12 protein-coding genes and 4 tRNA genes are annotated in these 12,982 nt (G+C 66.1%); 8 read left to right on the top strand and 8 right to left on the bottom strand.

The window, feature by feature from the left end; all coding sequences use genetic code 11:
* Positions 1-30: 30 nt before the first annotated feature.
* The 4 genes from WFI54_RS01300 to WFI54_RS01285 form a co-directional block, all read right to left on the bottom strand.
* Positions 31-2,166: a 3-hydroxyacyl-CoA dehydrogenase NAD-binding domain-containing protein gene (locus WFI54_RS01300; RefSeq protein ID WP_336650995.1), complete on the bottom strand. Its 2,136-nt coding sequence runs from the start codon at positions 2,164-2,166 to the stop codon at positions 31-33.
* A gap of 5 nt (positions 2,167-2,171) precedes the next feature.
* Positions 2,172-3,368, bottom strand: coding sequence for a thiolase family protein (locus WFI54_RS01295; RefSeq protein ID WP_442918407.1), 1,197 nt, complete (start codon positions 3,366-3,368; stop codon positions 2,172-2,174).
* Between the two features lie 121 nt (positions 3,369-3,489).
* Positions 3,490-4,677: an HRDC domain-containing protein gene (locus WFI54_RS01290; RefSeq protein ID WP_336650993.1), complete on the bottom strand. Its 1,188-nt coding sequence runs from the start codon at positions 4,675-4,677 to the stop codon at positions 3,490-3,492.
* Positions 4,678-4,679: 2 nt separating this feature from the next.
* On the bottom strand, positions 4,680-5,252 hold the full coding sequence (locus WFI54_RS01285; protein ID WP_336650992.1) for a DUF3000 domain-containing protein: 573 nt from the start codon (positions 5,250-5,252) through the stop codon (positions 4,680-4,682).
* Between the two features lie 85 nt (positions 5,253-5,337).
* On the opposite strand from WFI54_RS01285, the gene WFI54_RS01280 reads away from it, so the two are divergent.
* The 4 genes from WFI54_RS01280 (at position 5,338) to WFI54_RS01265 (ending at position 8,537) form a co-directional block, all read left to right on the top strand.
* A complete protein-coding gene (locus WFI54_RS01280) occupies positions 5,338-6,516 on the top strand; it encodes an alpha/beta hydrolase family protein (protein WP_336650991.1) in 1,179 nt (392 codons plus the stop codon).
* Positions 6,517-6,549: 33 nt separating this feature from the next.
* On the top strand, positions 6,550-7,614 hold the full coding sequence (gene zapE, locus WFI54_RS01275; protein ID WP_336650990.1) for a cell division protein ZapE: 1,065 nt from the start codon (positions 6,550-6,552) through the stop codon (positions 7,612-7,614).
* Between the two features lie 6 nt (positions 7,615-7,620).
* A complete protein-coding gene (locus WFI54_RS01270) occupies positions 7,621-8,208 on the top strand; it encodes a hypothetical protein (protein ID WP_336650989.1) in 588 nt (195 codons plus the stop codon).
* Between the two features lie 92 nt (positions 8,209-8,300).
* Positions 8,301-8,537, top strand: a complete 237-nt coding sequence (locus WFI54_RS01265) for an Rv0909 family putative TA system antitoxin (protein WP_336650988.1) — start codon at positions 8,301-8,303, stop codon at positions 8,535-8,537.
* 67 nt (positions 8,538-8,604) lie between these two features.
* On the opposite strand, the gene WFI54_RS01260 is transcribed toward WFI54_RS01265, so the two are convergent.
* A complete protein-coding gene (locus WFI54_RS01260) occupies positions 8,605-9,408 on the bottom strand; it encodes a DUF1206 domain-containing protein (protein ID WP_336650987.1) in 804 nt (267 codons plus the stop codon).
* 156 nt (positions 9,409-9,564) lie between these two features.
* On the opposite strand from WFI54_RS01260, the gene WFI54_RS01255 reads away from it, so the two are divergent.
* A complete protein-coding gene (locus WFI54_RS01255) occupies positions 9,565-9,750 on the top strand; it encodes a CsbD family protein (protein ID WP_336650986.1) in 186 nt (61 codons plus the stop codon).
* Between the two features lie 129 nt (positions 9,751-9,879).
* On the top strand, positions 9,880-10,911 hold the full coding sequence (locus tag WFI54_RS01250; RefSeq protein ID WP_336650985.1) for a hypothetical protein: 1,032 nt from the start codon (positions 9,880-9,882) through the stop codon (positions 10,909-10,911).
* 190 nt (positions 10,912-11,101) lie between these two features.
* On the opposite strand, the gene WFI54_RS01245 is transcribed toward WFI54_RS01250, so the two are convergent.
* The 3 genes from WFI54_RS01245 to WFI54_RS01235 all read right to left on the bottom strand — a co-directional run bounded on the left by WFI54_RS01245 (position 11,102) and on the right by WFI54_RS01235 (position 11,391).
* Positions 11,102-11,173: transfer RNA gene (locus WFI54_RS01245), tRNA-Val, on the bottom strand.
* Between the two features lie 27 nt (positions 11,174-11,200).
* Positions 11,201-11,271 (bottom strand) — tRNA-Cys (locus tag WFI54_RS01240).
* A 47-nt stretch (positions 11,272-11,318) separates the two neighbouring features.
* Positions 11,319-11,391: transfer RNA gene (locus tag WFI54_RS01235), tRNA-Gly, on the bottom strand.
* A gap of 220 nt (positions 11,392-11,611) precedes the next feature.
* Between WFI54_RS01235 and WFI54_RS01230 the strand changes: the two genes are divergently transcribed.
* Positions 11,612-12,631, top strand: coding sequence for a hypothetical protein (locus WFI54_RS01230; protein ID WP_336650984.1), 1,020 nt, complete (start codon positions 11,612-11,614; stop codon positions 12,629-12,631).
* 116 nt (positions 12,632-12,747) lie between these two features.
* Positions 12,748-12,823, top strand: a tRNA-Val gene (locus WFI54_RS01225).
* Positions 12,824-12,982: the final 159 nt, after the last annotated feature.

Here is a 12,982-nt window from a genome sequence, read left to right as displayed (position 1 = left end):
CGAGCAGGGGCTCTGTGCTGCAGTGCGCTGTTAGTGGGCGCCCTGGATGCGCGGGTTGTGGAAGGCGCCGCCGGCAGCACGTTCGCTTGCTCCGACGCGGTCGAGGTAGGGGGTCGCCCCGCCTGCCTGGAAGGGCCACCCGGCACCGAGAATGAGGCAGAGATCGATGTCCTCTGCGGCTGCCACTACGCCCTCGTCGAGCATGATGCGGATTTCCTCAGCGAGCTGGTCCTCCACGCGGCGCAGAATCTCTTCTTCGCTCACAGCGGTCTTGCCCAGCACGACGGCCTTGCGACCCGCCTTCGAGAGATCCTCCACTTTGCCAAGCTTGGTCTTGAGGAGCGGCCCGTCGACCTCGGCCAGCCGGTGCAGGTTCTCGGAAGCGTAGAAACGATCCGGGAAGGCGTGCACCATCGTGTCCTGCACATGCGCCGCGACCTTCCATCCCACAAGGTCGATGAGTTCGAAGGGGCCCATCGGCAGACCAATCGGCCCGAGCGCGCGTTCGACAACGGGCAGAGGGGTGCCGTCATCGAGTGCCCGGGCAGCCTCGCCCATGACCTTTGCCAGCAGGCGGTTCACCACGAAGCCGGGGCGGTCTGCGGTGATCACGGCGCTCTTGCCGAGCTTCTTCGCAACAGCCATCGCGGTGGCGAGTGTGGGGTCATCGGTGGCGGGCACCCGCACGACCTCGATCAACGGCATCACCGCGACAGGGTTGAAGAAGTGGAAGCCCACGAGTCGCTCGGGGTGCGCGAGATTCGCGCCGATCTCTTCGACCGAAAGTGACGAGGTGTTCGTCGCGAGAATCGCCTCGGGCGAGATGATCGGCTCGATTTCGGCGAACACCTGCTGCTTCACCCCGAGTTCTTCGAAGACCGCCTCGATGACCCAGTCGCAGTCGGCGTAGAGCGACTTGTCGGTGGTGCCGCTCACGAGCGCCTTCACCTGGTTGGCGTCATCAGGGGAGAGGCGGCCCTTCTCCTGCATCTTGTCGATCTCGCCGCGAATGTAGGCGAGGCCCTTGTCGACGCGCGACTGGTCGAGGTCCGTGATGAGCACCGGCACGCGCAGCTTGCGGGCGAAGAGCAGCGCGAACTGGCCAGCCATGAGGCCGGCACCGATCACACCGACCTTCTTCACCGGGCGGGCGAGCTCACGGTCGGGGGCACCAGCCGGGCGCTTCGCACGCTTCTGCACGAGATCGAAGGCGTAGATGGAGGCAGCGAACTGGTCGCTCGAGATGAGCTGCGCGAGCGCCTCGTCTTCGCGTTCGAAGCCGCGCTCGATGTCGTTGTCTTTCGCGGCGCTGAGCAGATCGAGCGCGACATAAGGCGCCTTCGCCGCGGTGCCGATACGTGCTTTGAGGGTGTCGCGGGCGATCTTGATCGCCGCCGGCCACTTGGTGAGGCGTTCAAGCTTGCCGGGCACATGGGGGCGCTCCACCTTGACGGTGCCGGCGATGACGCCGTCGGCCCAGGCGATGGACTGTTCCAGGAAGCTCGCGGCGCCGAACATCGCGTCGAACAGGCCCAGTTCGAAGGCCTGCTGAGGCTTGAGCATTCTGTTGTTCTTGAGCGGGTTCGAGACGATGATCTCGAGCGCCTTCTCGATGCCGATGAGGTTGGGCACGAGCGTCGCGCCTCCCCAGCCGGGGATGATGCCCAGGAAGACCTCGGGGAAGGCGAGGGCGGCCGCGGAGGCATCGAGCGTGCGGTAGTCGGAGTTCAGGGCGATCTCCATCGCACCGCCCAATGCGAGTCCGTTCACGAAGGCGAAAGAGGGCACACCGAGGGTGCCCAGCTTTCCGAGCACACGGTGGCCGTACTGCGCCATGAGACGGGCGTTCTGCTCGGTGGCGAGGGTGGAGACCTTCGAGAGGTCGGCGCCAGCGGCGAAGATGAACGGCTTGCCGGTGATGGCGACGGCGCGGATTTCTCCTGCTGCGGCGCGGCTGCGCTGCTCGTCGAGCACGCGCTCGAGTGCCTGCAGGGTGCGCGGGCCCAGGGTGTTGGGGCGAGTGTGGTCGCGACCATTGTCGAGGGTGATGAGTGCGAGTGTGCCGCCTGATGGCAGCGCCACATCGCGCACGTACGACTCGGTGACGACCTCATCGGCTGAGGCTTCGATGATCGGCGAAAAATCGATCTTGCTGTAGTCGGTCATGGCGCTTACTTCTTGCCCTTCTTGCCGTCGAAGTGGGGGTTCTCCCAGATGGCGGTGCCGCCCTGGCCGAGCCCGACGCACATGGCGGTGACGCCGAAGCGCACATCGGGTCGCTGCTCGAACTGGCGCGCGAGCTGGATCATGAGGCGCACGCCCGAGGCTGCGAGGGGGTGGCCGAAGGCGATCGCTCCGCCCCACGGGTTGACGCGGGGATCGTCGTCGGCGATGCCGAAGTGATCGGTGAAGGAGAGCACCTGCACCGCGAAGGCCTCGTTGAGTTCGAAGAGGCCGATGTCGTCAATGGTGAGCCCCGCACGACGGAGCGCCTTCTCGGTGGAGGGCACCGGGCCGAGTCCCATCACCTCCGGCTGTACGCCCGCGAAGGCGAAACCGACCAGTCGCATCTTGGCACCGAGTCCCAGCTCCTTGGCGGTGTCGGCACCGGCGAGGAGCGAGACCGTTGCGCCATCGGTCAGCGGCGAGGCGTTACCGGCGGTCACCCTGCCGTGGGGGCGGAAGGGGGTCTTGAGCTCGGCGAGCGCTTCCATCGTGGTCTGCGGGCGGCGGCCCTCGTCTTCGGTGGCCAGACCCCAGCCGTTTGCGGAGCGCGTCGCGACCGGAACGAGGTCGGCCTGGATGTCACCGCGGTCATATGCCGCCTGCACCTTGTGCTGGCTGAGCATGCCGAAGCGGTCTGCGCGCTCTTTCGTGAGTTCGGGGAAGCGGTCGTGCAGTCGCTCGGCGGTGATGCCCATGTTGAGGGCGTCCGGGCTGACGAGCTTCTCGGCGACGAAGCGCGGGTTCGGGTCGGCATCGAGGCCGATGGGGTGGCGCCCCATGTGTTCCACGCCGCCTGCGATAGCGAGGTCGTACTGCCCGGATCCGATTGCGGCTCCCATGAAGGAGGCGACGGTGAGGGCACCTGCGCACATGCGGTCGAGCGCAAAGCCCGGCACGGTGACGGGCAGCCCGGCAAGCATCGCAACTGTGCGGCCGAGGGTGAGCCCCTGATCGCCCTGCTGCGTGGTCGCGGCAATGCCCACGTCGTCGATGCGTTCGAGCGGCAGCGCCTCGTTGCGCTCGATCAGCCCCTGCAGCGCCTTCACTGCGAGGTCGTCGGCGCGCGTTCCCGCGTACATACCTTTTTCGCCGGCACGCCCGAACGGGGTACGCACCCCGTCGACGAACACGACTTCTCTCATTGCGGCCACTGTGCCTCCATCAGGTGTGTGATCTGCGTGCTCACCATCCTAGAGACGGAGTCTCACAGATGGAAGGGGGCGTGCGGGTTCGCCGCAATTCCGAGCGGTATCGCCGCAGTAATTATGCGAGATCCACAAAAGCGGCAGCAATGATTGGTGCAGTGATGCCAATCTGCCAATCGCGGGCACCCAGTTCCTTGAGACGCAGTGCCACGGCATCGGCTGAACGGTCACCCGGCGGGCTCCACACGACCCTGCGGAGCGTATCCGGGGTGAGAAGATTCTCGATCGGGATCCGCTGCCGCTCCGCCTCGGCCTCAAGCGCGGTTCGAGCCGCTGTGAGCCGCGCGGCAGCCTCGGGGTGCCGTTGCGACCAGCCGCGATGATGCGGCACCGAGTCAGGATCGCGAGGCTTCGGGCCGGGCAGGTCCTCGGTCGTTTTGCCGCGCAGGATCGCCCGCCACCAGCGATCGATCTCGGTGCGGCTGGCGCGACCCCGGAACGTCTGCAGGCGGGCGAGATCACCCTTCGAACGGGGATTGGCAGACGCAGCTGCCACCAGCGAAGCATCAGGGATCAGGCGACCCGGAGCGACGTCCCGTTCACGGGCAAGCTCGTCGCGCGCGAGCCACAGCTCCCGCGCAATCGCGAGGGAGCGCGGCGAGCGCAAGGAATGCCCACCCGAGATCTTGCGCCACGGTTCAGGGCTGCGAGGCTTATCGGGTCGAGTGCGCACGGCCTCGAACTCCTGCCGCGCGAACTCGGACTTGCCCTGTGCTTCGAGATCCGCCGCCACCGCATCGCGCAAGTCCGGCAGCAACGCGACATCAAGAGCCGCGTACTCGAGCCACGGTTCAGGCAGAGGCCGCTGCGACCAGTCGGCTGCGGAGTGAGCCTTCTCAAGACTGATGCCGAGCAAAGATTCGACGATCGCACCGAGCCCGACCCGCTCGTAGCCGAGCAAACGCGCTGCAAGCTCGGTGTCGAACAGGCGTGTGGGGGAGAGGCCCAGCGCGCTGAGGCAGGGAATATCCTGGCTCGCGGCGTGCAGAATCCATTCTTCGTCGGTAATGGCCTCGGCCAGGGGAGCGAAACTCTCGATCTCGGTCGGATCGAAGAGGAACGGCCTGGTGCCCCGTCGAAACATCTGCACGAGATAGGCGTCTGAACCGTAGCGGAACCCGGAGGCTCGCTCTGCATCGACACCCACCGGCCCATCGGCTGCGGCGAGCGCTTCGGCGGCACGCTCCAGGCCGGCATCGTCGGTGACGAGCAACCAGTCGGTGTCGAGTTCGGACTGTTCGACCATGGTCACTCGCTCTCTCGGTGCGGCAGGCCCGCAAGCAGGCAGAGCAGTTCAGACCAGGCCTCGGCGTGAGCTGCGAAATCGGTGCCGAGTGGTGTCCAGGAAGCACGCAGTTCGATCTGGGCAGCGTCTCCCTGGGCCTCAAGCGTGCCGAAGCCGCTCGACAACGTCTTCGTCGCGGTGCCCGAGAGGTAGGTGTACTGGGCGTCGCGAGAATCGAGCGCGTCAACGAGCCATGACCAGGCGACGTCCGAAATGAAGGGATCGACACCGATCTCGACTTCGAGCGGGGCTTGCGCGAAGCAGACGATGCGGAAGGGCGCGCCCCACTCCTCGGCGGAGTCCGGGTCGTGCATCAGCACGAGACGGCCGGCCCCGTAATGCGAATCGATCGAGCCATCGGGGGAGAGGCCGCGTCGGGGCCCTCGCGCGACCCCTGCTGCGAGTGCAATCGATCGCGGCGCGATGCGTTCGGGGGCGGGGATCTCCTGCGTCACGAGTTCGCTGCGCAGCTGCGCGCCCCGGATCTGAGCGGCGGCGACATCGAAGTCGATCGACTGCAGACCAATCCTTGCCATCACAGAGGGAACACTAGAGTTTGCTGTGAGGGTTTTTGCGATGCCACGCCGGGCAGGGGTGGATCGCAGGAGAGGAGACCGGCTCATGGAGGACTGGCAGCGGAACACCGCTCGCGCACTTGGCTTCGCAGCGGGTGCGGCGGCGGTTGGAACGGTGGGCATCATTGCCGGCGGTGTGGCCCTGGCGCGGATCGCGGTCACCCCTGAGCAGGAGGCTGAGTCTCCGGTCACGGTGCTCGGTGTGCATCGCGAAGGGGCAGCCACCCTGGTGCGCTTGCGAGGCGTCGATTGCGATCTTCAGGGGCGCTACTCCCTGGTGTTTGATCACGGTGCCGGCCATGCCCGTCTGGGGCCGGTGCTCGCCTCGGGGCGGGAAGGCACGATTCGCGAGCTGCTGCGGGTGGATCGTGGTGAGCCTCGCGCAGGTATGACGGGCCGCTTGACGGGCTGGTGGTACACCTCACCAGAGGAACTCGGCTATGCGACCGAGCGGATCACCTACCCGACCGAACTCGGAGATGCCGAGGCGTGGATCGTGCACCCCGCCCGCGCTCGCAAGAAGCGCTGGGCGGTGCATGTGCACGGTCGCGGCGCCCCACCCGAGGAAGCGCTGCGCGGGATCGCCCCGCTCGCACGTGCGGGTGTGACGAGCCTGGTGATCAGCTACCGCAATGATCCGGGGGCTCCGAGCGGGGTCAACGGCCGTTACGGCGTGGGAGTGTCGGAGGCCCGCGATGTCGACGCGGCGATCGCTGAGGCGCGCCGCCGTGGGGCGCAGCGCGTCACGCTGTTCGGCTGGTCGATGGGCGGCACGGCGGCGCTGGTCACGGCGACTCGGGGTGCCAATCGCGACGTGATCGACGGTCTGATCCTCGATTCTCCCGCGGTGGATTGGAGCGAGCTGCTGCGGTATCACGCGGCCGGCAGGCGGGCCCCGCGGCTGGTCGCTGAGCTCGGGATCCGCCTGCTCTGGCAGGGGCGGGTGCGCGGCGGTGAGCACGGCGGCATCGCCTTCGACAGTTTGAACGCGGCGGCATTTGGGCGCGAGCTGCAGGTTCCCGTGCTCATTCACGCGAGCGAGCAGGATACCTTCGTGCCGTGCAGCGGGTCGCAGCGCCTCGCTGAGGAACGACCAGATCTGGTGCAGCTGCGCCTGCAGCAGCACGGCGAGCATGTGAAACTGTGGAACGTGGATCCCGAACCGTGGGAGCGGGTCACGGAGCAGTTCGCGCGAGCGCTGCCCCGCCCGGCCTGGCGCGGCTGAGATGGCGCCTCGGCGGCAGTAGACTGGTGGGCGATGTCTTCAGACCCCCAGCACAGCTCCGCACGTCTCGTCGACCGTCACCCGAGCATCTCCGGTGCCGACCTCGTCGCGACGCTCGTTCCGCCTCCCCAGTTCGATCACGCCTCGTTCGACTCGTATCGGCCCGATCCCGCGTACCCGTCGCAGGACGAGGCGCGAAGCCTGCTGCGCTCATTTACCGAACCTGAGCCGCCCGCCGCTCGCGGCGGTTTCTTCGGCTTCGGTCGGAAGAAGCCCGCAGATCCGCGTCCCAGCGCACCGAGCAGGCCGGGTGTCTACCTCGACGGCGGCTTCGGCGTGGGCAAGACCCACCTGCTTGCCGCGGCGTGGCACGCCACCGCCGGGCGAAAGTACTTCGGCACCTTCATCCAGTACACGGCGCTTGTGGGCGCACTCGGCTACGACGGAGCCGTGGGCGTGCTGCAGGGTGCGCGTCTCATCTGCATCGACGAGTTCGAACTCGATGATCCGGGCGACACCATGCTGATGACGCGGCTCATCAAGGACCTCACTGCGACAGGATCCCGCTTCATCGCGACTTCGAACACCCCGCCGAACGCGCTGGGCGAGGGCCGCTTCGCCGCAGCCGACTTCATGCGCGAAATTCAGGCGATGTCTGATCGCTTCGTCACGGTGCGGATCGACGGCGTCGACTACCGCCAGCGCGACATCGAGGGCGACGCCGTCGCGCTCGACACCGACGCCTACCGTTTCGCGCTCGCCGATGTGGCGGCCTCGGGGGAGCGCATGACCGACGACGACTTCTCCCAGGTCATCGCCCACCTGGCGACCGTGCATCCCTCAAGCTACGTCGGCATGCTCGACGGCGTGCAGTGCATCGGCCTGCGCGACGTGCACCAGCTCACCGACCAATCGGCAGCGCTGCGCTTCGTAGCGTTCATCGACCGCGTCTATGACGCGCAGATCCCGATCCGCGCCACAGGCACACCGCTCACTTCGATCTTCGGCGGCGGCATGCTCGACGGCGGCTACCGCAAGAAGTATCTGCGCTGCATGTCGCGCCTGAACGCGCTCACTTCGAGCGAGATCGAAGCGTAGGAGCGCGTGGCCGGCGGGGGATCGGAGGGCGGGCTGCTGCGCTTGCTCGCGCGCGCCGTGACCGACGTGCTCGTCGGCTCGCAGCGGCGCGGTGCTTCTGGCCGTAGTTCGCGGGGCGGATCCGCCACCCTGCGCTCCGCAAGCCGCGCGCAATCAGTGCCGCACGACCAGAGCGACAGTCCGGGCCGCAACGGTGCGGGCGCCACCCGCGACCTCACTGCAGCTGAGATTCGCAGCCTGCGACCCAGCTACGAGCCTCACCCGGACGGCGACCCCGACCCCGGTGAGATCGTGTGGACCTGGGTGCCCTACGCCGAACACGACGGCCGCGGCAAGGACCGGCCGGTGCTGATCATTGCACGGATCGACGGTGGCACGACGGCTGGCTGCTATCTGAGCACGAAACCGCATCGCGGCTTCGTTTCGGTCGGCAGCGGCGGTTGGGACAGTCAGGGGCGCGAGAGCTTCCTCGCTCCCGATCGGGTGCTGCGGATCACCGACAGCGGTATGCGCCGCGAAGGGCACGTGCTGGACCGCGAACACTTCGTGACGGCAGTGCAGACTGTCGCGCGGCTGCACGGCATTCGCGGGTGATTCTCGGCCCCGCCCCTGTTGGGCGGCTCCGTCCCGGGCCATAATGTCGACAACGCGACGAATCGGTCGGCGCGCGACGAGAGGAGCTGCATATGGGCATTGAGGATCTGGGCAAGCAGGCGTCCCAGCTGGCAGGCAAGGCCGGCGAGTTCGCGAAGCAGAATGCCGGCAAGATCGAGGAGGCGCTGCAGAGCGAGCAGGCCGAAGGCATCAGCGACAAGATTCTCGACGGTGCGGCGAACCTCGCGAACAAGGTCACCGGGGGCAAGCACAGCGACAAGGTCACTGAACTGCGCGACAACCTCGACGGCAAAATCGGCAACGAGTAGCGACCGCAGCTGAGGGTGCCCGGCGGTCTCCCGGACGACCACCGGGCACCCTCTACGCTGTAGCGCGCTAGAGCGTGGCGTAGCGGGCGCGGAACACGCAGAACACCCCGTACGCGATAAAGCCCGTTCCCATCACCGCAACGAGCGCACCGCCGAAGGGCAAACCCCGCAGCGATTCAATGGCAGCGTCGAAGCCTCCCGCCGCCTGAGGATCTCGCTGTACCGCAGCCTCGACCAGCAGCACACCCACCGCCGTGAGCGCGACCCCCTTCATGACGAAACCGAGCACGCCGATTCCGGCGACCACCCTGCCGAACAGTCCGGGCGGCAACGCCACCCGCTTGCGAAAGCTGCGCCGCACGCCCATCACGATCCACGAGACGCCGCCGATCGCCACGCCCGCCCCGATGAGCCCCAGCAGCACCGGCCCGCCCGGAACGGTGAGCAGCCCACGACTGGCCTCACGGGCACTCGAATCAGGATCCGGGCGCGCCCCGACCGCAACAGCCGCAGCGAGCACCCCCATTACGAGAAACAGGGCCGCTTGCCCCCACTCGGCGGACCGGCGGGCCCAGCGCTTCGGTCGTTGTTCAATGCGCAGCGCGACACCGTGTACGCCGTGATACGCCGCCAAGGCCCACAGCAGCCCAGCCACCACCCAGAGCGCCGCGAAGCCAAGCGGCGCCGAAGCAAGCGCCGTGAGTGCGCCGGCCTGATCCGCCTCCCCCCGCCCGCCCCATGCCAGGGCGAGGGCGATACCGCCGATGATGAGGTGGATGAGACCGCTCGCTACATAGCCGCTGCGGGCCAGCACGCGAAGCGGCGTCTTGCGTTCTGCAGAGCGTGCCGCAGATTTCACCTCGGGTTTCACGCTTCGAGCGTATCCGGTGCTCCGCGCATGCGAGGCACCGAGGTGGTGACAGACGCGGGCGCGAAGGATGGCACAAATCAGGCCGCCGGGCAACCCCCTAGAGATGCTCTGCGGTGCCTGGAAGAGTGGGGTGCGTCAACACGAAGGAGGAGCCACATGAGTGCATCAGACAAGCTGTCGGCCGGTATGGACAAGGCGAAGGGCAAGGCGAAAGAGGCCCTGGGCCACGTCACCGGTGACGACGAGAAGGTCGCTGAAGGCAAAGCCGACCAGGCGAAGGGCGACCTCAAGAACGCTGCCGCGAACGCTAAGGACGCCGCCAAGGATGTCTTCGGTCACTGACCTCCCACACAGACGGTCCCCGCGAACCCCGGAAGGGGTTCGCGGGGACTTCTGCATTTCTGGGCCCGGCCGAGGTAATGCACGGTGTGGGCTGCGTGACCCAATCGCCTGCGCCGTCAAGGAGGAGGAATGCTGAGGGTGCTTGTCGTTGCTGATCCCGGTCAGCCATCACGCCGCGTTTTACGCATTCGCGAGCGGTTGGAGGCCGAGCTCGAGCGAGCGCTGACGACCCGGGTAGCAGTGCAGATGCGCACTGAGCTGATCCGCATCGATCCAGACGATACACTCGACGTTTCGGATGTGAAACGGCGCTCAAACGGGCACGAGGGCCTCGAGATCGTCATGATGGTCACCGAGATCCCACGCCACAGATTCGGTCGGCCTCTGGTCTCCGAGGTGCTCGTCGCGGACGATGTGGCGGTCGTGTCACTGCCTACCCTAGGGGTGGGAGCCGTGAACAGTCGCCTGCTGCGCGTGATGGTCTCGTGCATCATGCAGATGCGCGCTGCACCGGCCGAGGAAGACGCTCAGCACCGCATATCTTGGGCAAGGTGGCGGGGGACTGCCGAGAACGCCAACAGGCTGCTGCAAGCACGCCGCCTGTCAGGGGGCGCGCGCACCGTGTGTGGCATGGTGCTCGCGAACGATCCCTGGCGGATCGTGCCCAAGCTATCTAGTGCGCTCGCGGCTGCGGCCGCTGCAGGCGCCTTCGGAGTGTTCTACAACTCGATCTGGCAGATGTCGGCGGCGCTCAGTCCGCCTCGTCTCGCGCTCATCAGCGGACTCGCGATCTTCGTGATCATAGTTTGGCTGTTGATTGGCAACCGCCTGTGGGATCGGCCCCGGTATGCGAGCCTGACCGAGGTGATCCTGCTCTACAACCTGTCGACAGTATTGACGCTGCTGCTGTGCGTGCTTGCTCTCTACGGTTCGCTCGTCGTCATCATTTTGCTGAGCGCGCTCATCGTGATCGATCCCGACTTCATGAGCAGCGTGCTCGGATCGGAGGCGCGCTTCTCGAACTACTTAGATATCGCGGTGCTGAGCGCTTCGCTCGGCACCGTGGCCGGTGCGCTCGGGTCGAGCTTTGACTCCGATGCAGACATCAGGATGCTGACTCACGGGCAGCGAGAACGCCAGCGCATGAACACCGCGGAGTAGGAAGAGACACATATCGCGGACACAAAAGACCCCCTCATCGAGGGGGTCTTGCCGTGCGCGATACTGGGATCGAACCAGCGCGAGAATTTCAGGGCGGACGCAAAGCGTTCGCAATTCTCGCGAGGTCACTGGGGGAGAGCCCGGTACTGCGCCCAACAAAAAAGACCCCCTCGTGGAGGGGGTCTTGCTGTGCGCGATACTGGGATCGAACCAGTGACCTCTTCCGTGTCAGGGAAGCGCGCTACCGCTGCGCCAATCGCGCCTATTCAGGCTTATGAAATTGTAAGCGAGGTGGCGACGGGATTCGAACCCGTGTATACGGCTTTGCAGGCCGCTGCCTCGCCTCTCGGCCACGCCACCGCAGTGGTGGTTGACACCACAAGCGGCCGAGAAAACTCGGCCACTCGAGCGGATGACGAGACTCGAACTCGCGACCCTCACCTTGGCAAGGTGATGCGCTACCAACTGCGCTACATCCGCATCGCCGCCCTGCTGCGTTTCCGCTGCCGTGGCGACCTGAATAACTATATGCGCGTCCCTGGCGCGACGCAAATCAGCCTGGAACGCCCGGGCGCGCCGCCTGTCTCCGCCTCATTTTCACCTCGTGTTCACGCAGTTTGTGCACCCTGGTGCAACATTCCTCGTCATCTGAGGTCGAATGTGCACCCCTGCGGCCCCGATCCCGACTAGCGTGGTGTCCATGGGCAAGCGCGGGCGGTCGGCTCTGAAGCGGGGAGTCGCACTGCTGTGCGTGCTCCTGGTGGCGGCGATTGCGGTGTTCGCGTTCTCGCACCGACAGGAGATCCGCGATCACTTCGCTGCAATGGGCTTCGAGCCGCATCCGCGGGTGGTTGAGGTGATGGGCGAGCTCGATCTCACCGCGTCGGGGGAGCGGGTCTTTCTTGCCACGAAGCCGACGATCGATGGCAGCCAGCATTTCAATGAGCAGTGCGCCGAGGTGGTTCATTCCGAGCAAGGCCATGTGCTGGGGTGTTTCACGGGGGAGCGCATCCACCTGTTCGATGTCACCGACGATCGCGTGCAGGGCGTTGTTGAGGTCACTGCGGCCCACGAGCTGTTGCACGCCACCTACGCCCGTTTGGGGGAGGGTGATCGTGCCGCGCTCGCGCCGCGTCTGCGGGCCGTCTACGAGGAGTTGTCGGCGCAGGATCCCGCCCTTCGGGAGCGCATGCAGGTCTACGAGCACCTGTCGGATGCGGCTTTTGCGAATGAGTTACATTCGGTGCTTGGCACGGAGGTGCGCGGGCTCCCCGAGTGGCTGGAAGAGCATTATGCGCAGTGGTTTGCGGATCGCGGATCGCTCGTCGACATCTTCGAGAGGTATCACGCCGTGTTTGTCGATCTGCAGCAGCAGGCCGACACACTTCAGGCTGAGATGTCGACGCTGAGGACAGATATTGAGGCCCGCAAGACCGCCTATGACGAGGATGTGCGCCGCTTCAACGAGGACGCCGCGGAGTTCAGTGCACGGAACGAGCGTTACGAGTTCTCGAGCAACCCTGGCGAGTTCGATCGCATTCGTGGTGAGCTCGCGGATCGCCGAGATGCACTCGAACAGACACTCACTCAACTACAGGCTGACATTGATTACTACAACGGCTTGGGCGCGCAGCTGAAGCAGCTGGGGGAGCTGAGTTCGGAGCTCGACCAGCAGCTGAACAGCGACCTCGCTCCGGTCACGACACGCCCGAGCGAGTGAGGCTCGAATCGCCCGCGACCGGCATGATTCCGCCGGTCGCGGTACGAGTGGCGCAGTGGCCTGCAGATCTGTGTAAGATTGGTCGGGTTGGTGCGGATCGATGATCCGGGTCACACGGGCGATTGGCGCAGTTGGTAGCGCGCTTCCTTCACACGGAAGAGGTCATCAGTTCGAGTCTGGTATCGCCCACCAAATTCTTGACGTTCTTGCATGCGATAGGCGCGGATTCGACGTCTCTTACTGGATCGTGTGCTGCTGAGCAATGCCGGGTCTGGCATCCAAACTGCCAGGTCGAGCATGGCGATGGGATCGCTCACCGTCTCTGCATTCACCAGGTCGATTCGCGCATCA

The sequence above is a fragment of the Leucobacter sp. MMO-125 genome (genome assembly GCF_037148395.1).
Taxonomy (GTDB): domain Bacteria; phylum Actinomycetota; class Actinomycetes; order Actinomycetales; family Microbacteriaceae; genus Leucobacter.
This window is presented reverse-complemented; position numbering and strand designations above follow the sequence as displayed.